Origin of the sequence: Shewanella sp. SM73 (genome assembly GCF_025653795.1) — a bacterium.
GTDB lineage: Bacteria > Pseudomonadota > Gammaproteobacteria > Enterobacterales > Shewanellaceae > Shewanella > Shewanella oncorhynchi.
The window spans coordinates 137,829-158,194 of sequence record NZ_JAKKRY010000008.1 but is presented as its reverse complement, the minus strand read 5'-3'; the positions used below and the strand labels follow the sequence as shown (position 1 = coordinate 158,194).

Genomic DNA, 20,366 nt, shown 5'->3' with positions numbered 1-20,366 from the left:
CTGGCGCATCAAATTCTGCGCGAATAAATAACAATAACAGGATGATAATACAATGACGTCAACAGTATACTCAAACAACCTGAAGATGCAGGACTCAGTGGGCTGATATTAACGCTATAGTAACGCACTTGAGGCAAGGCCATTTATTGCTCCTGAATAAATGGCATCCACGCCATGTATGGCGATTGCGGCTATTTGCAGCTCTCGCGCGCTAAGCTAAAAGGGGCGTTGAAGTGTTAAAGTGGTTTTCGATAGGGTACTAATAGCGAAGATGGTCACGCGATTTTGGCGCAGCAGAGCATAGTCAAAATCTGTTTTAGGGACAATTTTTAGTTTGGAAATTATGCTTGCCTTGCTATTCTGTTGTGGTTAAGTCGATAATTACAGTGAAATAAATGGAATGCTGTATTGTTCAAGGAGATGACTATGTGGGCGTTTTTAGTTGAACAGCCTAATTTACCTTACACCATAGCTTTTGCCTGCGTACTGGCCCTTGGTGTGTTTGAAGCCTTCGCATTATTCATAGGTTTAAGCATGTTAAGTGCGTTAGACCAATGGGTACCTGCTGATGTGGAATATGATGCTGATGTGGGCGCGGGTGGACTCACGGGCATTGCCGGTTGGCTGTGTCTAAATAGACTCCCATTACTTATTTGGTTTGTGCTTGCGCTGACCAGTTTTGCGATTGCGGGTTATATCGTCAATTTTATCAGTGTTAGTCTTGCCGGTTTTTTACTGCCGCAACTGTTCACTTTACCCATTGCTATTGTCGCCAGTGCATTTTCTTGCCGTTATTTTGGCCGAGTACTTGCTGATCATTTGCCTAAAAATGAATCGAGTGCGATCTCGCTAGATGATCTTAGCGGCTATGTCGGCACTATCACCTTAGGTTGCGCAATTAAAGGCATGCCCTCTGAAGCTGTCGTTCGCGATAAACATCAACAAAAACATTACGTTTTAGTCGAGCCCGAAACTTCGGATATCGAGTTTGCCTCAGGCACTCAAGTCGTGCTGCTTAAGCGAGAAGGCCGAGTCTGGTCAGCTACGCGTTTTGATAATTAATCTTCCCAAGCCATAAATCAATTGAAAGGAAATCAAATGGATGTGTTAACAAACATAGGTTCATCCGGTAGTTTTATTTTGCTCGTTGCGGGTATGGTGCTACTCGGCCTCATTGTGATCGGGTTAATTTTCGCCAAGTTATATAAACGTGCAACTAAAGAAATGGCCTTTGTGCGTACCGGCTTTGGTGGTGAGAAAATCATTAAAGATGGCGGCGCTATTGTGTTGCCTGTATTACATGAAACCATCTCGGTAAACATGAACACTCTGCGTATCGAAGTGGAGAAAACCCAGAAAGATGCGCTAATCACTAAGGACAGAATGCGTGTCGATGTGAAGGCCGATTTTTACTTGCGTGTAGCCCCACATTCCGATGGTATTTCAATGGCAGCGCAAACCTTAGGCACGCGTACAAACCGTGTTGAAGAGCTTAAAAAGCTGATGGAGTCCAAGTTTGTTGACGTGCTGCGTGCTGTGGCCGCCGAAATGACCATGACAGAAATGCATGAGCAGCGTGCCGATTTTGTGCAACGAGTGCAAAATAACGTCGCCAACGATCTGGAGAAAAACGGTCTCGAACTCGAATCGGTTTCATTAACGGGTTTCGATCAAACTGATTTGCAGTTCTTCAATGAAAACAATGCATTCGACGCCGAAGGTCGTGCGCGTCTGGCGAAGATTATCGAAGAGAAACGCAAAGAAACCAACGATATTCAACAGGAAAACCGCATTAAAATCGAGCAGCGTAACCTAGAGGCCGAAAAGGAATCCTTAGAGATTGAAAAGTCGGAAGAAGAAGCGCGCCTGATCCAGCAACAGTCGTTAGAATTTAAACGCGCCGATCAGAAAGCGGAGATCATTAAGCAGAAAGAAAACAAGGCCCGCGAAGAACGCGAAGCTGAGATTGCCAAAGAGCGCGCCATCGAAACCGCTGAAATCGAAAAGACCAAAGATATCGAAACCCGCGAGATTGAAAAGTATAAGTCGATTGAGCAATCGCGCATTCAACAGCAAAGGGATATCGAAGTTTCTGAGCAGGAAAAACGCATTGCGGTTGCGGCCAAATCTGAAGAAGAATCAGCTGCCCGTGCTCGTGCAGCTGAAGCCGAAAAACTGAAAGTTGAAAAAGAAGAAGCGGTAATCACAGCGCGCCAAGTGGCAGAAGCTAATCGTCGCAAAGAGATTGAAGTGATTGATGCTCGTAAGGAAGCTGAGCGTGATGCAGTCGGCGTAACAGTGCAGGCCGAAGCTGAGAAACGTGCAGCTGAAGACAGATCGAGTGCGATTCTGATTGAAGCGCGCGCCAGTGCCGATGCGAAAAAACTGCAGGCCGAAGCGGATGAAAAAGTGTATGCCGTTGAAGCTGCAGGTAAACAAGCACTTTATGAAGCAGAAAACGTCTTGAGTGATGAGCAGATTGCCCTGCAAAAATCCCTCGCCATTTTGAAGGCCTTGCCTGAAATTGTGGCCCAAGCCGTTAAGCCGTTAGAAAATATCGAAGGTATTAAGATTCTTCAAGGTTATGGTGCAGGTCATCAATTTGCTGCGGGTGGCGAAGGTGCTCACCATCAAGGTGGTATCGCAGAGCAAGTGACCAGTGCAGCATTAAACTATCGCGCCAATGCGCCTGTTATTGATGCCATGCTCAGGGAGTTAGGGTTAGTGAATGGTGACTCTGGAACCTTGAATGATTTATTGAATGGTAATAACACCTTAACCGCCGAAGCCTTAAGTGGTGTGACCTTGTCGAACTCTAGACCTAAGGACTATAGCCAAACGCAGGTAGTAGAGAGCCAAAGTGTGCTCAAGCCTTAATCTCAACGACATTAAACTAAGTCAAATCAAGTAAAGCACTCGCCGTTGCTCTTTTGAGCCTTGTGCGGATAAAAGATTGATAAATAGGACGAATGAAATAAAACCGCTCACCATTATGGTGAGCGGTTTTTTTTGGGGTATTAAATCAAATCTAACGGCTTATTTGTGTACCTTGTCGACCCCCGATGAGCGACCTTCTGCATGACAGGTTGCGCATGATTCCTGTCCTGATTGGTAAATTCGACCACCGCTGGCATCACTTTGGTAAACCCCGCCAAAGCTACGAGCATGGACGACTAAACTATCGATAAGCGTGTGACAAGCCGTGCAGGTTGCTAAGGTTGGTGAGTACTCGGCAATTTGCCCTATGTTGGCTGCATCGGGTGTCGCAACTAACAGGGATTGCTGTGCACTTAGCCCCTCGAGACTGAGCTGTCCTGCGCTATGACAAACACTACAGTTATTTTTTGCATTAGGGTAAGTGAGTTCGGGACGTGGGTTATCAAAACCTACTACAGTACGGGTTCCCGCATGCAGTGAATGCACCATTTCCCTGTAGCTCAAAGTATTGTTGATGGTGCGATAGGGCTTGATTTGGCTGGCCCCAGGAGTATGCATCACATTGGCATTGAGATACATAATCGCATCATTACTGTGGCAACTTTGACATTGCCCATCGGTTAGTGCGGTGGCCGTTTGCGGTGCATGACAGGTGCCACAGCTGCTATTGGGTTCAAAAATTCCTTTCATTTGATGCGCCGACAGAACTCTATCTTCTAATCCTTGATCATGACATTGGCGACAGGCCTGTTCATCGACCTTAGCTTTTGCTGTAACAGCTTGACCTTGCAGGCTTAGCAAATTAATGGCACTGAGACTCACCTCTTGATTTGCGATATTACAGTTAACGGCAAAGCCAGTATTTTTATCGGCACAGAGCACCAGTTTACTGTAGAGTTTTGACTGACTCAGATCGCCAAAATCGGCTGCCGACAGGTTAGATATAGTGACGGTTAGCTGATTGGGCGCGGTAATTTTTAAGGCGACGTCGCTCGTGTTTGCTAATAAATCCCACACTTTACGCTGGCCGTTATTGATTGGCATGTTCGCGCTATTTGTTTCACCTGTGGCAATCAACCAGAAGGATTTTATCATAGGTTGACTGGCGGGCAGTTGCTCCATTTGCTGCACTTGCAATGTCACTGCAAGGGTCTTAGCTTCAACGCTTAGCTGCGAACTCAGTAACTTAACTTGGTAATCGCTCACCAGCTTAGTGGCTGTTTTCACGGCGGCATTGTGGAAAAGCCCGACACCTTCAGGATTAGTGCTATCAGGGTGGCAGCCGCTACAGCCCAGTGCCCATGGGTTGGCAAAAATTTCCCTATTGTGGAATAACCCCGCTACAGTGCCATTCCAATCTGCTGGAATTTGCGCTTTGTGACAGTCAAGACACGCGGTTTTACTGGGGATATTACTATTGCCACTTTGCGCCGTTGCGCCGGGAATATGGCATTGCTGACATTGGGCCATATCACCGGGAAAGGTCACATTGGCGTAGTCATATAGCTGTCCCTTGTAACCTACAATTTGATATTTGGCTTGGTGGATCTGGTGTGTCAATGTCGCCATATCAAGGCTATTACCCGTTTCAGGATCGCCAGAGTAAGTCGTGTGACAGACAACGCAGCCCTCAAAGGCAAAACGTTTATTGCCGTGCATCAAAAGGCGAGTATCGGTATTGGCTAAGTCTGGGTTATGGCATCGAAAACAGGCTTGTTCCGGCGCGATCACTTTACGGCCCATATCCGCAGCGACGGTCTGTCCTGTGGCGGGCACAAAATCGTACACGCTGTTGATCAACTGAGTGTCGATTGGGCTGTTTGCTAACGGTTTTAACTCTAGGTAAATCCTGTGGGTGAGCTCAGGCGAGTACTGGGTATCTATCCCCGTAAATTGGGAGTAACCCGTGAGTGGTTTACTCAAAGTGTAACGGTATTGGCCCGCGCCTAAGGAGGTTAGACAAGCCGTTTTACAGCTGCTTTCAATGCCTGCTTGCCACTGAGTCTGTGCATTCGCTTGGGCATTTGTGGCGGGTTCTACTTGATTATTGATGTAACTGGTCCATTGCAACGCAGCATTTGTCGCGCTTGCTGCAGAGTTAGTGACTTCAGCGCCAGTTGTTGCCATAGCATTAGCCGCGGCTTGGGTGATTTGATAGTGCTCCTGCGGCGGTGCTAATTTGGCAATACCGACACCTAAGGTATCTAGCTCCTTCAGGTTTTCTAGTCCTGTGACCGCAATACCATTGGCATTGCTGAGGAAGAAATCGACCTGAACATGGGTTTGCGCATCGATAACCACATTTTCTATTGTCGCTTTGAGTGTATCCGCTTGTTCAATGCTGATACTCACAATTCCTGGTGGACCTTCTTTCCCATCGTCACCATCGGAACAGGCTGTCATCAGACAGACTGCGACTGCCATTGGCGTAAAGATTTTCCATTGAGAACGGGTATTCGTTTTCATCATTTTCCATTCCTTTTTAATTAGATTCTGTCGGGACTCTAATCGGAATGTATGCGGTATAGATATTAACTTAGTTATAAGTCTAGTTGCACTTAATTAACCAAATTTAAAAGTTATTTGTTAATTATATTAAGGTAATTTGAAGTGAGGCATTATTTAAATTTGCTAGATGTTGAATTGTTAATTCTTGAAAACGTTACTCTGATGTATGTCGCGTAACTTGATCTAATAATGCCCCAATATGGGTAATTGTGACGCAGGTTAAAAATCAAAGACATAATTACTTTAGCATAAATTGTCGGGAATCAAAGTGTATGCATATTTTAATTATATTGCTTTGACTAATAAAGGATCAAATATGATTACCAGAAGAGGAATGCTTAAAGGCGGTATGGGCGTTGCTGTCGGTACAGTTTATAGCGGAACATTAATAAGTTTTCTGACCGGTTGTGGCAGTGACAGTAATAGCCAAGAGATAGTAGAAGTCATGCCTGGTGGACTCATGGTGGTGAACCCTACGGTTTGTGTTAGCTGTAGACGCTGTGAAATTGCCTGTGGTTGGAACCATGAAGGGGATAGCAGTCCGACACTTGCCCGCGTCAAAGTAGAAAGAAATATGAACTATGGCCCACATGGTGTGCAATTTGACTATGAAATACAACGAGGAGAATGCGGCGATAAAACCGTTGTTCCTTCCACTTGTCGCCACTGCGAAGTCTGTACTGAAGTTTGTCCACAGCAAGCTATTTCAACGAATGAACAGACTGGCGCCAAAGTGATTGATGAAGAACGTTGTGTCGGATGTGGTTATTGTGCAGATAAGTGTCCTCAGCAAGTCATTAAAGTTGTTCGCAGTAAAATGAAAGCCGTCAAATGTGATTTATGTAACGGTAAACCTGCCTGCGCGCAAGTTTGTCCTACAGGTGCAATTAAATTTTATAACTGGGAAGAGGCTGAAGCTGCATTAGAACAATATGAAAAATATACCGGCTTAGTTTCTTAAATTCAGGAGAAATAATATGAGTGATAAAATAGGTGGTTGGGCGGGTAAAGTCCTCAGAGTTAATTTAACAACTAATCATATATGGTATGAGCCAATCAATAAATATTATGACTATATCGGTGGCATGGGGATTGGTTATAAAATATTGTGGGATGATCATAAGGATAATATTACAGCAATCGACCCAGATAATATTATTGTCTTTTCTGCCGGACCATTAACGGGTTCAGGCGTTATTTGTACTGGACGAACAACCATTACTTCCCGTAGTCCCGTCATTGAAAAACATCTGATTGCCGATGGTCACTTTGGTGGGCATTTTTCACCCGCAATGAAATTTGCGGGTTTCGATGCGATTGCAATAGAAGGCAAAGCGAGCAGCCCTGTGTGGCTTAAAATTGTGGATGATAAGGTCACGATTGAACCTGCCGATGCCCTATGGGGGAAAGGTATATTTGATACCCACGCTATGATCGCGCAAATGATGGGACCTAATGCACAAGTCGCTGCGATTGGCCAAGCGGGTGAAAACCAAGTGCCTCTTTCTGTCATTATGACTCAGGGCGGGCACTCAGCAGGTGGTCATGGCTCGGTAATGGGGTCAAAAAATTGTAAAGGGATCGGCATTATCGGCACTGGCGCCGTTAAAATCGCCGCCAATAATGAAAAGATGCGTGCCTTAGATGACCATATTTTAGGTATTATCGGTGCCAACAATAATGGTGTCGTTCCTTCAACGCCGCAATCTTGGGCTGAGTACTCAGCACCCATCAGCCGCTGGAAATCTCGGCCCGGTTTGAAGTGGGGCGCTGCCGATCAAGAAATCGATTTAGGCGAAGTGCCATGGAATGAACGCAATCGTATTGGGTTTCGAACTTCAATGGCAGAAAGCTACATAGGTGTGGAATATGCCAATAAGTGGATGAAGCGTACGGGAGGCTGTCATTCATGCCCAATACGTTGCTTCTGCGAGCTAAAAGTCCCTGAATTGAAAAGCAAATACGGTCGTAAAACCGAACATATATCTAACGTCTGTATGGGATTCCTCGTACCACAGTATTTAATGGGCACCAAAAATGGTACAGAAGCACATGCGATGGCGGGCGCTTTAGGGGCTCATATTCTCGATGACTATGGTATTTGGTGTAACTATGGCTCCATTTCTCATCTATTTAAATTCCTAAAAACAAAGGATATGTTTAAGCATTTATTACCTGAAGATGAATTTAACAGTATTCCTTGGGCGCTCTGGGATAACCAAGATCCTGCTTTCTTACTTGATTTTTATCGCCGAGTGGCGTTTAAAGAAGGTGAAATCTCCCATATGGCCGACGGCTTATATGATTTGATCAAGCGTTGGGGGTTAGATGGAACCAATCCCAAGTTAGGTAATTGGGATATTCATAAAGAAAGTGCCACTAAGGTATTCAACAAGAAAACCAATGCTGCCGTGCACCATGCTAGTGAAACCGCGGGTCAGGTGGGTACGTTAATCAACGTCGTCTTTAACCGTGATGCTCAGTGCCATTCCCACATCAACATAGTTAACAGTGGTTTGCCACACGATATGACAGTGGCGATTGCCGAGAAAAAATGGGGTGAAGGTGCATTCGATAAGGTGAATTGGTATACCCCAATCAATGCGGCTAAGATCCGTTTTGCAAAATGGTCGCTGGTGAAAAACGTATTACATGACTCTCTGACACTGTGTAATTGGATGTTCCCATTGTTGGCATCACCGGATAAAAATCGTAACTATGAAGGCGATAGCACCATTGAATCGCAGATGTTCAGTTTAGTGACTGGGATTGAAACCACAGAAACGGAATTGGACTTTAAGGCGGAAAGAGTGCTGCATTTACACCGTGCCTTAACCGTATTGCAAATGAATGAAAGCAATATGCGCGAAGAGCATGATGTGCTCAGTGACTGGGTTTATGATTTGAATCCAGATAAAAACTTCGGTCAAGAGGGCACCATCAAGATGGACCGCGCTGACATGCAAACGGCGCTGGACATGTTCTATGAAGCCTTTGGTTGGGATATTCAAACCGGTGCGCCAACTCGGGCCACGCTCGACAAGTTTAGCCTAGGTTTTGTTGCCGATAGATTGGCGGCGCGAGGCCTGTTACCCAGTTGAACTCTATAGTTGGACACTATGATTGAACTTGTCGGTTATATCAGGGTATTTAGCCAACACGGACGCTTAGTCACGGCGGAGCAAATCGCCGCCGTGGCAGGGCTCGAGTGGGATAGTGAGCAAACGGTTAACAGTTATATTCGCCTGATCCTCAATGAGGCTTACAAGGATGTGCAGATGCGTTTGTCGGATAAGCGGTATTTCTTCTATTCCGACAGAAGCATAGTTGAACGTTACGCTGAGCAATGGTTAGCGTTGGAGCGGGGTGAAGCGTTTGAGGCGATTATTGCCCAGATCCGTCGCAATAGCTGCCGCCATACTGAGGTCTATCTGGAGAGTGTACTGACGTTTGCCCCCTATCTTTATGATGAGCCTACATTAGCCAATGTGCGTGAGCAATTACCACAACAGCTTGGGGCCGAGGATATCCATTATGCAGTGGACAATCAGGGGAAAGGTTATTACTACTCGACTCTGGGATTGAGTCACAGCTATGCGGCCGTCCTCGCTAATTATGATCCTTGTGAATGGTCAAACTGAGATTCTGCGACCTCATTGATATTGATTAAGCGCCTTCGGGCGCTTTTTTATCGCAAATATCTCATATAGCTAGCGTGAAATTAGCTTGCCAGCGTTTGAGTGTACTTTTTGATGATTTCGTCAATTTTACCATTGGCCTTCAGTGTCGCTATGGCTTGATTGATGGCAGGAAGCAAATCGGCATGTTCTTTTCGCAACCTAAACACTAAGTCACCATCAGAATGCACTGCCGCCAGTGCGACAGGGATCCGCAACTGAGTCGACCAATACAACGCCGGGTAATTACCAGCAATAACGGCATTGACTCTGTGTTTATCTAAGGCTTTGATCAGCTCCTGCTCTGAGGTAAAGTCTGCGCGGATAAAATCTTTATCGTCGTGATATAAATAACCGCGCACTGTACCTATTTCTTGGCCTTTTATCTGGCTGATATCTGTATATTTACTGACATTCTCTGGCAATGTGACCACATATTCAGTGATTTGCATTATGGGGGCCGATTTGACAAACAGCGGCCCTAAATCCTGCTTTTCAAACCAACTAGGGCTGACGATATCAAAGTCGAGTTGACCGGTTTCTAGCGCATTATTGGTGCGCTTTGGCGGCAGGGCTAGGATTTCACCTTTGATTTCAGCCATAGATAAAATCATCGGAATAAGCTCAGTGATCATCCCCGGCGCCTCGGCTTGATCACCGATAAAATACGGATACCAAGAATAGGAGCCAGTGATATTGTATTTGAGCTGTTCCGCAAAGGCATGCTGTTGAGTCAAGCAAAGGGTGAACAAGGCAAATCGAACTAAGTGTTTATACTGCAAACATCGCTTAACCATATTGCTTTTATCCTTGTTATCTCTGCTTTAGCCAAGGCCTATCCGATGGCCATTCTACCTAAACTATGTGAATGAATTGTTTATTGGATCACAATCAGCCACATCAGCCATATTCAAGCTATTTTCTGCTTTTCGCTATTACACCTTAAGCCAATAGCTGACACAAAGCGGGTTGCTGATTATTAGGGAAAATTTGATAGGTTTTATGGTGCTTAATCAAGCTGGTTTTCTTGTTGCCTTGGCTGAGCAATAACCCATGGGACAGGGCGATACGCGTTAGTGTCTGTTCATCGGCGCGGACATATAAGTTGATTGGCTTGATCAGCTGATTGTCTTTAATATGTTGATTAAATTCTTTGGTATCAATCACTAAGCTAGATTGACCATCACCATCGAGTTTCAGCTTGGCACTGATTTCAGTGTCAGTAAAGACTAACCAATCGGCTTGTTTTAAGGTTTCTATCATAGCATTTAATGCCGTGCCTAAAGCGGGCTCTGATGTCTCAACTGATTGATATTGATACACTATCCTTTCTAGTAAACGCTTGAGTTCGGCGCCCGCACCTTGGCTGCGAGCCAAACGTATCCAAGCCGTGAGATCGTCGGCTACCAATTTAGAAAAGCGTTTTTCCTTTAAGGACTCGACCATCCAATTACACAAAAAATGACTTTCCTGCGCAGAGGTGCGCTGGGCTTTCTTGGTCTGTGCTGAAGCGGTTAAATCGGCAAGACCCGCAAGGGCGAGTTCGAGCACAGCTTGGTTATAGGTTTGAGAATTCATTATGACTCCGCCGCGGGCTGAAGTGATGTTATCTATTTGAACTTGGACGATATTGATTGCGGCGGAGCTAGTTTAGCAAAGCGGTCGTTAAACCGATATTTATTCTTGCGATCCCACTAAACTCGCGGCGGTTAAAATCAGCTTTGGCGCGGGCCTCACTTTGTAGTTAGGGTTGATATATTGAAAATGAATCAATCCTTTGTCGTCGCTGATATAAATGGCGGGTACAGGTAAGACTAAACGTTTGGCACCTTCAGGGGTGATCCATAAAGGATTCTCGAGCTTAAGGCGTGCGGTATAGGTTTCAGTCACTTTTTCGCTAGTGTAAAAAGCTAAACCAAAGGCTTGGGATGCCAGCATTTTTTCATCGGAAAGCAGCAGATACTTAAGCTCATTTTTTGCCGCCGAAGCCTTAAGTTGAGCTGGCGTATCGGGTGAAATCCCCACTAACTGAAAGCCCATTTTTAATAACTCAGGTTCAATGGCTTTTAGTTGCCCCATTTGATTATTACAAAATGGGCACCAGCCGCCGCGGTAAAAGAAGAAAATGGTTGGCTTTTTCTGGGTTAATTCTGCTAAATCGACCGTTTTGTCATTGATATCTTGCAAGTTTACCTTAGGGATTTGCTGACCATTAAGTAGCGGACTGATGGAAAATTCATCCTTAGCAATGGGTTGCGCAATAGCCGTTAGACTTGTTAGTAGTAAGATGGTTGTGAAGTAAAACCTGTGTAACATCGAAGCGGTTTGCATATAAAGTCCTTAATTTGGTTTTGTTTTCTTCGTTTTTTAAGCCGTTGTTGTTAATATTTCCCTCGTTTTAGACAAAGAGATATTGCGTAAATCTATATTTGTTATGTCTAACTTGCTTAAGAGTGGTTCGAGTTAGCACTAAACGGGTATGAGCATTAAAAGAGCGGCAATTGCCGAACATTCTTACAAGCCAATGCAGATGATTGCACCAATGTGATACCGATGGGGTTGGTTGGTTGGTTGGTGAGGTATTTATAACGGTAACCATTTGGATTTTATCGCGATTACAGCGTAGTGTTGGAGTGGTTAAAACGAGTGAACGACAAGCTGATGGGGCAAGCCTTAATTGATGCAGTGGTAAAACACGATATCATTACCGTAAAACAGTTGATCAAACAGGGTGTTGATGTCGAATATGTCGACTCACAAAATATGACGGCTTTATTGCATTGCTGCCAACTTCAATTACTCGATATTCTCATGTTACTGGTTGAAGCTGGGGCCGATGTCCATCATGCCAATAACTTAGGTCACCTTCCTGTTGAACTGGCCCATTGGCATGGCGAGTTTCATATAGGGAGTTATACCGCCACGAGTCAAAAAATAGTGAAGTATTTGGAGCGCTATGGTGGCGTTTAACGTGGTCATCGATAAATTGTATTGCACTTCAATATTCAATCACGGGAGCTGTAAATGGATAAGGGATTATTTAAAATATTAAAGAAAATCTATTTTAAAAAGTCTTATATCAAAGACGAAAATGGATATATGCAAAGAATAGATAATGGGGACCAGTTTGATTGTGAGTCTGGGACTACACACTATTCTAATGACGGTTTATCTAATGCAGAAATACTAACACTTGAAAAAAGTGGTTATCCTGTCAATCAGATAATCAAATATAGTCATGATGAATGTATTAACGCTTATAAAACGTTGCTTGAGCATCCTCACTTATCGATTGAGAATTTGATTTCGGCATATATATGTGGCTTTTCAAGTTTTCCAAGAGGAAGACAACCCATATTAAGTTATTTGTTCGCTCAAGCGGTTCCAGAACATAAAATGGTCAGCGAAGGGGATGTTTGCCCCGTTTGCTCAATAAGAAGAAATGTTTGGATAGAAAAAGGGCATAAAATATTCAGTTGCTATGCTGGGAGTGTATGGAATGAAAGGTGGTGTGGTAATCTCGTTGAATTAGAGGAGTTTACTGCCATTTCACCTTGTACTCCGACGTCAGAGGATATCAGTATATTGATATCGTTAATCGATATGATCCGTCAAGCTCCTCAAGATGAAACACCTGGAAAATTAGAACAGCGCATCAAGAAAGCTAAAATTATTCCTAACTATGAGAAATATAGTTTTCGCGGACAATTAATGGTATTGGCTGAATTGGGAATTATGCCAAATCCGTATGTAAAACCTTTATATGATGGATTCACCCATTTTACCGATATCTGTAGTGTGAAATACCCTGGAAGTACTCGATCGGATATTATGCTTCCTCTCGCGGGGTGGCGAGGCGAAAATAGTATAAATGAAACAAGGCTTCAAGCGTTATTGGGTAACATAATACGGTGAGATAAAGGTTACCAAGGTTATTATTGAGTGAGTATAAAAAAGCGTCCGGTTATGGACGCTTTAAAATCGCTGTTTTATCAATATTGACAAACACTGATAATATCAATCAACGGATAATTACTTAAGTTTTTTGGCCTTGCTCGGTGCTTGACCAACCTTCATTTTTACGCGGCGGCCCTGCATGTTTTTCTCAGCAGCAACTTGAGCGCCGACGTTGTCGGTTCTTTGTTGCTTTTTGGCAAAACTGCGGCGGGTTTGCAATTGCTTTAATAGCAATTCGCGGCTGCCAACTTCATAACCTGGCACAGTGACGCGGCGAATCTGTTGGCCAATCAATTTTTCGATATCGGCTAACGTGCGCTCTTCTTCGCGGCTCACAAATGAAATGGCTACGCCAGTTTTACCCGCACGGCCTGTACGACCGATACGGTGTACATAATCTTCTGCGAGGAAAGGTAAGTCATAGTTGACTACGTATTCAAGGCTTGGAATATCCAGACCACGGGCGGCGACTTCGGTGGCAACCAGCACCCGAACATCACCCGCCACAAACTCACGCAGGGCGCGGCGACGACTGCCTTGGCCTTTTTCACCGTGGACCACTTCAGATGGGATACCATCTAAGTTTAATTCTTTGACTAGTGTATCGGCGGCTTCACGGGTCGCAGTAAATACCAATACCTGTTGCCAGTTTTTCTTGCCGATAAGCTCAGAAAGCAGTTCGCGTTTACGGCGTTGTTCAACCGGATAAACTACTTGGCTAACGGTGTCGGCTGTAGTGTTTTGTTTATCAACGCTGATCACTTGCGGTTTAACCATCATGTCGTTGGCGAGTTTTTTCACCGCACTTGAGAAAGTGGCCGAGAATAACAAGTTTTGACGTTTCTTATTTACCGCTTGAAGGATTTTTTGGATATCGGCGCTAAAGCCCATGTCGAGCATTCGATCGGCTTCGTCTAGCACTAAAAAGTCGACGTTCGACAGGCTTAAGTTACAGGCGGTAAGGTGCTCAAGTAAGCGACCTGGGGTGGCAACAATCACATCGGCGCCGCGTTTCAGCTTTTGCGCTTGAGTCTCAATCTTTACGCCGCCGTAAATGGTTAAGACGCTGAAGTTTAAGTATTTGCAGTAAGCCGTAACGTTGTCAGCCACTTGAGCGGCAAGCTCACGGGTTGGCGTAAGGATTAATACGCGGGCATTCGATTTTAGCGTTTCGCTTGGCTTTTCAACCATCTTTTGCAGGATCGGCAGCGCGAAAGCGGCGGTTTTACCCGTACCGGTTTGGGCACTGGCTAAGACATCTTGGCCGCGGCGGATAGCAGGTATCGCTTGCTGCTGAATAGGCGTCATTTGTTGATAACCGCAATCTGAGATAGCGCGCAAAATCTCGGGGGAAAAACTAAAAGATTCAAATCTCATTTTGGATTCCTATCGTTCACTTATTCAAACATTCAAGCGCCACTAGCCTCTTTATCACTTGTCTAAAGGAGAGAGGTGTACCGGCTGGCTCATTCTTCCACACAGATTTTATAAGAAAAATGGCGGGCGCGGAGTATAGCAAAAATTTCGGTTAAAACCTGTACTTTTTAGTGTTTTGGCATTTTATCTGCATCATTTCATCAGGAGGGGATAAAAGGCTTGGTACTGGTTCAGGTGGGCTAGGTCTTATTGATCTATACAAGGGTTGAGTAAAATATGGACTCAACAATAAGGATTAAAGCTCGCTATATTAGAGAATACCGCAACCTAGGCTGCGGTATTTTGGATCTTGTACTTATGTTTAACCGAAGGTGCGCCTCAGGCCAAGGGCTTTTTCGGCATTGTGTTTAAGAAGATGGGCTGCATCACCAATCAGATGGGTTGCGGCTAAGTTCTCGGCGCTGGCATGGGTGATGGAGTGAATATTACTGGCGATCTCATTGACCACTTGACGCTGTTGATCGGCTGCCACTGCATTTTGTTGGGCAAAGGTGTGGATATCACTCACTTCTTGGTAAATGGTGTTTACATTGTCGGCGGACAGTTGAATATCGCTGGCACAACGCTCCGCATGTTGACGGCTTTGTTCCATTTCTTTGGCCCATGCGTTGAGCATAGTGAACATCTTATCGACACTCTTAGAAATACTGTTGGTCGATAGCTGGGTTCTGCTCGATAGGGCGCGTACTTCATCGGCGACCACGGCAAACCCACGGCCTTGTTCACCCGCACGGGCAGCTTCAATTGCGGCATTGAGGGCGAGGAGATTCGTTTGCTCGGCAATAGAGTCAATTTCGCCCATCGCATTAGCGACTTGCTCGGCTTCTTTATTTAATTGATGGGCATTGTTGGTGGCATCGGCAACAGACTTTGCCAGTTGCTCCATTTTTTGAGTGTTGGCCTTCATGTTGGCACTGCTTTTAAGGCAGAGATCATAGGCGGTATTGATGCTGGTGGACGTGAGATGTGTATTCTGCGCCACTTCTGTGATGGTTGAACTCATTTCTTCCATCGCGCCAGAGAGCTGTTCTAGCTGACTTTTCTCTTGATCTAGGCTGACATAGGTTTGCTCGGTTGCGACCACTAATTGATCGGCAATGGCATGTAATTGATTGGCTTGATCTTGGGTGCGCCCAAGTACGCCATTCATTTTGGCCTGTAGCATGATGAGCTGGAAATCGAGAATAGAAGAGGTATCTGCACCCGAGTAAATGTAACGACTGATAGAGTCATATTTGGTTTGCATTTCAATCAGTTTAGCGGGAATACGAAAAGCCTCATCGTAGAAAATGGCGAGGTTTAAACTCATCAGAATCGCCCCTGCGATAATCACGCCCCAGCCCCAAAAGTAGCCAGCGATCAGTAAACCTGTGGAGGCGACAACCGCAGATACGATACGTTTTTGCATTAAACTTAAGGGTTTAGGAATGGATTTGTCTAATTTGAGTCTTTGGTAAATCTCATTAGCTTTCGTGACGTAGGCGACTTGAGGCTGAATGCGCACCGATTGGTAACCGACAATAATGCCGTTTTCAAACAAGGGAGACACAAAGGCATCGACCCAATAGAAGCCACCATTTTTACAGCGGTTCTTGACTATGCCGCGCCAAGATTGGCCTGACTTAAGTTTTCCCCACATTTCCTTAAAGGCGGCACTCGGCATATCCGGATGGCGCACCATATTGTGGGCACTGCCAATTAATTCTTGGGCGCTATAGCCTGAGACTTCGGCAAAACGGGCATTAACGTAAGTGATGATACCGCGAGTATCAGTGGTGGAAATGAGTTCATCTTGTGGTGTTAAGCGGATTTCTTGATCTGATCTCTGTGTATTAACTATTTTATTCGCTGAGGCGTTACTCTGGCTCATTTAGTGTGTCCATTCAGGGCCGATGTGGTTCATTAGGGTTCAGGGCGCGGTATTAGGCGCGAATTTTATTGTGCTGACTCTCATCGGAGTAAGCTTGTTATGTGATAAGAGTATCATTTTTGTGTGGGTATAGGAGAGCGGTTTCTCATGGCTGACAGGTGAAAATCAATCGTTCGTCGTATTTATAAGCTATTGCAATATATAAAGTTTTTAAGTAGTGAGAATATGGTGTTAAACGAGCGTTTATCCTGTTAAATCGTTAATTCTAGTATTTTGTATAGGGTTATTATTTTATGTCTTGAGTGGGTATTTGTCATTCATCTTAAATATAAATTATGTTCGATGATATTGGGCTAATGTCCTTGATTCGGCTTGATATCGCTGTATTCATGGAGCGCTTTATTGGCCTTAGTCTATTCTTTAATGGGCAACAAAAGATGGCTTATTTTTCCTTGCTTCAGTGGTGTATCTTGATTTTGCTCTTCTAGTTTATTAGCTCACAGCGGGAATGCTACATAAGAGGAACTTCCCATGGCGATATCACTTAGGCGTGGTGTAACTAAATTAGCCACAGCGTCCTTGGGAACAGCGGCGGCACTGCCACATTGGCGACGTTTGATTTTTGAACGTTTATTTGGCTTTCTAGCGATTCTCTGCGTGCCTGTATACATCACTAGTGTGTATTTATGCGTCATCGCCGATCTCTGGTTTATGGTGGTATTTGATACGCTGGCTTATCTGTTTTTACTGCTTTTACTGTATTTTCCTAAGCTTGCTGATAGTACGCGTTTTGGCTGTGGCTGCTTGCTGGGTTTTGCTATCGGCATCGGTTTTTTAATTGCGATAGGCCCTTCGGGAGCTGGTTTTTTCTGGTTATTTATTTTCCCGCCGTTAGTCGGTATTTTTTTAGGCAATCGAGCCAGCTTATATGCCCAGTGTTTGAATGGGCTAAGTTTGGTATTGATTGGTTTTGCCTATCATTTTAATTGGCTCAATTGGCCTGAAACCCAAGGTTATAGTGTCGGTATTTGGGCCGTTGTCGTGGTCAATTTTATCGTGACCAATGCCATGTTGACGTTAACTATCACTTATTTATTAGGTAAGTTGGCTGACGCACTCGATTCAACCTTAGCATCACGCCAAGCTACCGTATTAGGCTTAGCTAAACTCGCCGAATACAGAGATAACGAAACGGGCGCGCATTTGCTACGTATGCGGCAGTATTCGAAAATGCTCGCGTCGCAGCGACTACTGGCCGCCAATCCTCCTGCAGAATTGAACGAAGATTATATTCAAGACATTAGTTTGTCGGCCATTTTGCACGATATAGGTAAAGTCGGTATTGCCGATGCGATTTTGCTTAAACCGGGTAAATTAACGCCGCAGGAGTTTGAGCAAATTAAAGCTCATCCTGTGATCGGGGGACAAGTGCTACGCAGTTTGTTGGAATATGCGCCCCAATGTACTTTTATTCAGATGGGGCGCGATATTGCCTCGGGTCACCATGAAAAGTGGGATGGTAGTGGTTATCCCCTTGGTTTGAAAGGTGAAGATATTCCGCTTTCGGCGAGGATAGTGGCCCTAGTTGATGTTTATGACGCGCTGACTTCTCCCCGATGTTATAAGCGGCCCTTTAGCCACCAAGAGGCTATCGACTTAATTATTGAAGGCAAAGGTCAGCATTTCGACCCTGAATTAGTCGATTGTTTTATTGAAATTCATCAAGACTTTGAAGTGTTGTCTAAAGCATCGCTGGATGATGCTTATCAGCCGATGGCACAACCTACTATGGTTTAGCGACTCATGTTTTTAAATCGTGTTTTGAAATCATGGTTTTGAAATAAGACGTGGGTTTTAAAACACACTGATAGCGCTAAAAAAAAGCCCAATGCTAATTGCCTTGGGCGTTCTATTTTATAGCGCGTAAGTGACTAAAATAACGACTTAAATTGCTACTTATCAGCGGAGTGCTAAATTGCTTTAGTCACTTGAGTTAACCAAGCCAATTCATCCCCTGACATCAACGGAGAAAGTGTATTGAATACTTGCTGATGATAAGCATTAAACCAGTCTATTTCCCCTTGCGTTAACAGGCTCTTATCAATAAGGCGCGCATCCATAGGGATCATAGTCAGTGCATCGAACTCATATATCTCACGCTCAGCCCCTTTAAGTGCTTCACAGTGTTGCACTACGACGAGGTTTTCTAGGCGAATACCGAAATCGTCGGCGCGGTAGTAACCCGGCTCGTTGGAAAGCACCATGCCTGGCATCAGGGCAATAGCGTTAACATTCTTGCCTATGCGCTGCGGACCTTCGTGCACACTTAAAAAATGACCCACACCATGGCCTGTACCGTGATCGTAATCAAAACCATGTTGCCATAAATATTGGCGGGCGAATGCATCGAGCTGCTGGCCTGAGGTGCCTTTCGGGAAGCGAGCTTGGTCGAGGGCAATATGACCTTTTAGCACCAGCGTAACCATTTTTTTATGCTCATCGGTCACTTCACCTATCGCAATGGTACGGGTCACATCTGTCGTGCCATCAATATACTGAGCGCCAGAATCCACTAAGTAGATGCTGTCCATTGTCATCATGGCTGGTGTGCCATTGTTGTGATTGTAATGGCACATAGCGGCATTAGGACCGGCAGCTGAAATCGTGTCGAAACTTGGCTCGCGGTAACGCTCATCTTCTAGGCGAAAGCTTTCCAATTTATCCGCAAGGGTGCCTTCATCGTGCATACGATTGGCTGCCACTTCGGCATCGAGCCATGCAAGGAATCGACTCACGGCGACGCCATCGCGGATATGGCAGGCACGCATGCCGGCCAGTTCTGCGGCGTTTTTCTGCGCTTTAGGTAAAGCGACAGGATCGATTCCAGCTATCAATTTTGCTCCTGCCTCACGGGCAATGTTTTGTGCCCAAGCGTTTGCAGAATTCGGATCGGCAAGTAGTTTTACATCCTGCATGCTGGCGAGTGTATCGGCAAGAGATGCCTCGCCCTTAAAGCTTACGCCAGCACCAACATGCTCCTCAATGCCCTCTGGGAGTTTGCTTAAATCGGTGAAAAGCTGCATATCGCCATTGGCGTGGAGCAGGGCACTGCCGAGTACAACGGGCAGGCGTGGTACATCATTGCCGCGAATGTTGAGTAGCCAGCAGAAAGAATCTAAGGCGGCGATTAAGGCAACATCACCACCGGCTTTTTTTACTAAGGCACCAATTTCAATGCGTTTTTGCAGGCTGGTTTTACCTGCACTCTCGTTGCTAAACAAAGTGATAGGCGCGTTCGACTGTGCTGGGCGATTCTGCCAATGCAAATCGATGGGGTTTTGTTCAACTGCAACTAATTCGATTTGGGATTTATTTAAGGTTGTTTTGGCATTTTCATACCAAGCTAAGGTATGTAAGCGCGCATCGAAACCAACGCGTGACCCTGCTGGTAGCGTGTCACATAACCACTCAATTTGTGGTGTATCGGTTAGGCTTTCATAACTGAAAAGTGTGGCATCGACTTGCAAACGAACTTGAACCGTATAGCGGCCATCGGTAAATATTGCGGCTTTATCTTTCAATACGATAGCCATACCCGCCGAACCGGTAAAGTTGGTTGCCCAGTACAAACGTTCGTTATGTGCCGGCACATATTCGCCCAGATATTCGTCGGCACGGGGAATAATAAAAGCATCGAGATTAGCAGATGTTAATTCGTTACGAATAGCACCGAGACGGTTAGCGATTGATTGTGACATATGGGCTCCAATTAAGACTGGCATGCTATGCGAGTCGGTAGGCGAAGATCGCCTAAGGATGAGTAGGTTTATGTTGATTTGAGTTTTAACCGGCTCGGATTATCGCAAGTCTAGCGCGCTAGATGCAAGGGTAGCGAATAAAGGATTTTGTATACAATCGTGAATTTGTGCAGGTAAGACGCGTGAGGTTATGGGGTTTGTTGTTAATTTATTTATGTGATT

At 45.0% G+C, this 20,366-nt stretch carries 15 protein-coding genes; 8 read left to right on the top strand and 7 right to left on the bottom strand.

Going from position 1 to position 20,366, the window contains the following annotated elements; all coding sequences use genetic code 11:
• Nucleotides 1-426 precede the first annotated feature (426 nt).
• Together L5M51_RS13220 and L5M51_RS13215 are read left to right on the top strand one after the other, a co-directional pair.
• A complete protein-coding gene (locus L5M51_RS13220; protein ID WP_105251821.1) occupies nt 427-1,062 on the top strand; it encodes a YqiJ family protein in 636 nt (211 codons plus the stop codon).
• A 36-nt stretch (nt 1,063-1,098) separates the two neighbouring features.
• Nucleotides 1,099-2,877 carry a flotillin family protein gene (locus L5M51_RS13215; protein WP_173243524.1) on the top strand — a complete coding sequence of 593 codons (1,779 nt, stop codon included), beginning with the start codon at nt 1,099-1,101 and terminating at the stop codon, nt 2,875-2,877.
• Between the two features lie 159 nt (nt 2,878-3,036).
• Here the strand turns inward: L5M51_RS13215 and L5M51_RS13210 are convergent, their stop codons facing one another.
• Complete coding sequence (locus L5M51_RS13210) at nt 3,037-5,406, bottom strand: OmcA/MtrC family decaheme c-type cytochrome (protein ID WP_263173213.1); 2,370 nt, start codon at nt 5,404-5,406, stop codon at nt 3,037-3,039.
• Nucleotides 5,407-5,761: 355 nt separating this feature from the next.
• Here L5M51_RS13210 and L5M51_RS13205 point away from each other — a divergent pair, with 355 nt between their 5' ends.
• The 3 genes from L5M51_RS13205 to L5M51_RS13195 are packed head-to-tail and all read left to right on the top strand — an operon-like array spanning nt 5,762 to nt 9,086.
• A complete protein-coding gene (locus L5M51_RS13205; protein ID WP_105251824.1) occupies nt 5,762-6,406 on the top strand; it encodes a 4Fe-4S dicluster domain-containing protein in 645 nt (214 codons plus the stop codon).
• A gap of 16 nt (nt 6,407-6,422) precedes the next feature.
• Nucleotides 6,423-8,546 carry an aldehyde ferredoxin oxidoreductase gene (locus L5M51_RS13200; RefSeq protein WP_105251825.1) on the top strand — a complete coding sequence of 708 codons (2,124 nt, stop codon included), beginning with the start codon at nt 6,423-6,425 and terminating at the stop codon, nt 8,544-8,546.
• An 18-nt stretch (nt 8,547-8,564) separates the two neighbouring features.
• Entirely contained in the window at nt 8,565-9,086 is a 522-nt protein-coding gene (locus tag L5M51_RS13195; RefSeq protein ID WP_028761343.1) for a hypothetical protein, read from the top strand.
• An 80-nt stretch (nt 9,087-9,166) separates the two neighbouring features.
• On the opposite strand, the gene L5M51_RS13190 is transcribed toward L5M51_RS13195, so the two are convergent.
• The 3 genes from L5M51_RS13190 to L5M51_RS13180 form a co-directional block, all read right to left on the bottom strand.
• Entirely contained in the window at nt 9,167-9,919 is a 753-nt protein-coding gene (locus L5M51_RS13190; RefSeq protein ID WP_028761342.1) for a substrate-binding periplasmic protein, read from the bottom strand.
• 145 nt (nt 9,920-10,064) lie between these two features.
• Nucleotides 10,065-10,700: a DUF2913 family protein gene (locus L5M51_RS13185; RefSeq protein WP_028761341.1), complete on the bottom strand. Its 636-nt coding sequence runs from the start codon at nt 10,698-10,700 to the stop codon at nt 10,065-10,067.
• 99 nt (nt 10,701-10,799) lie between these two features.
• Entirely contained in the window at nt 10,800-11,453 is a 654-nt protein-coding gene (locus tag L5M51_RS13180; protein ID WP_105251829.1) for a peroxiredoxin-like family protein, read from the bottom strand.
• Nucleotides 11,454-11,768: 315 nt separating this feature from the next.
• Here L5M51_RS13180 and L5M51_RS13175 point away from each other — a divergent pair, with 315 nt between their 5' ends.
• Both L5M51_RS13175 and L5M51_RS13170 read left to right on the top strand, forming a co-directional pair.
• Nucleotides 11,769-12,092 (top strand): ankyrin repeat domain-containing protein, encoded by a 324-nt coding sequence (locus L5M51_RS13175; RefSeq protein ID WP_263173210.1) that lies wholly within the window; start codon nt 11,769-11,771, stop codon nt 12,090-12,092.
• Between the two features lie 54 nt (nt 12,093-12,146).
• Nucleotides 12,147-13,037: a hypothetical protein gene (locus L5M51_RS13170; protein WP_113939380.1), complete on the top strand. Its 891-nt coding sequence runs from the start codon at nt 12,147-12,149 to the stop codon at nt 13,035-13,037.
• Nucleotides 13,038-13,154: 117 nt separating this feature from the next.
• Here the strand turns inward: L5M51_RS13170 and L5M51_RS13165 are convergent, their stop codons facing one another.
• Entirely contained in the window at nt 13,155-14,456 is a 1,302-nt protein-coding gene (locus tag L5M51_RS13165; protein WP_028761337.1) for a DEAD/DEAH box helicase, read from the bottom strand.
• Between the two features lie 361 nt (nt 14,457-14,817).
• The gene (locus L5M51_RS13160; RefSeq protein WP_263173207.1) at nt 14,818-16,386 is read right to left on the bottom strand and encodes a methyl-accepting chemotaxis protein; all 1,569 of its coding nucleotides are present in this window, start codon (nt 16,384-16,386) and stop codon (nt 14,818-14,820) included.
• Between the two features lie 531 nt (nt 16,387-16,917).
• Here L5M51_RS13160 and L5M51_RS13155 point away from each other — a divergent pair.
• A complete protein-coding gene (locus L5M51_RS13155) occupies nt 16,918-18,183 on the top strand; it encodes an HD-GYP domain-containing protein (protein WP_168822982.1) in 1,266 nt (421 codons plus the stop codon).
• 173 nt (nt 18,184-18,356) lie between these two features.
• Here L5M51_RS13155 and L5M51_RS13150 read toward each other — a convergent pair whose 3' ends face one another.
• Nucleotides 18,357-20,144: an aminopeptidase P family protein gene (locus L5M51_RS13150; RefSeq protein WP_263173202.1), complete on the bottom strand. Its 1,788-nt coding sequence runs from the start codon at nt 20,142-20,144 to the stop codon at nt 18,357-18,359.
• Between the last annotated feature and the right edge of the window lie 222 nt (nt 20,145-20,366).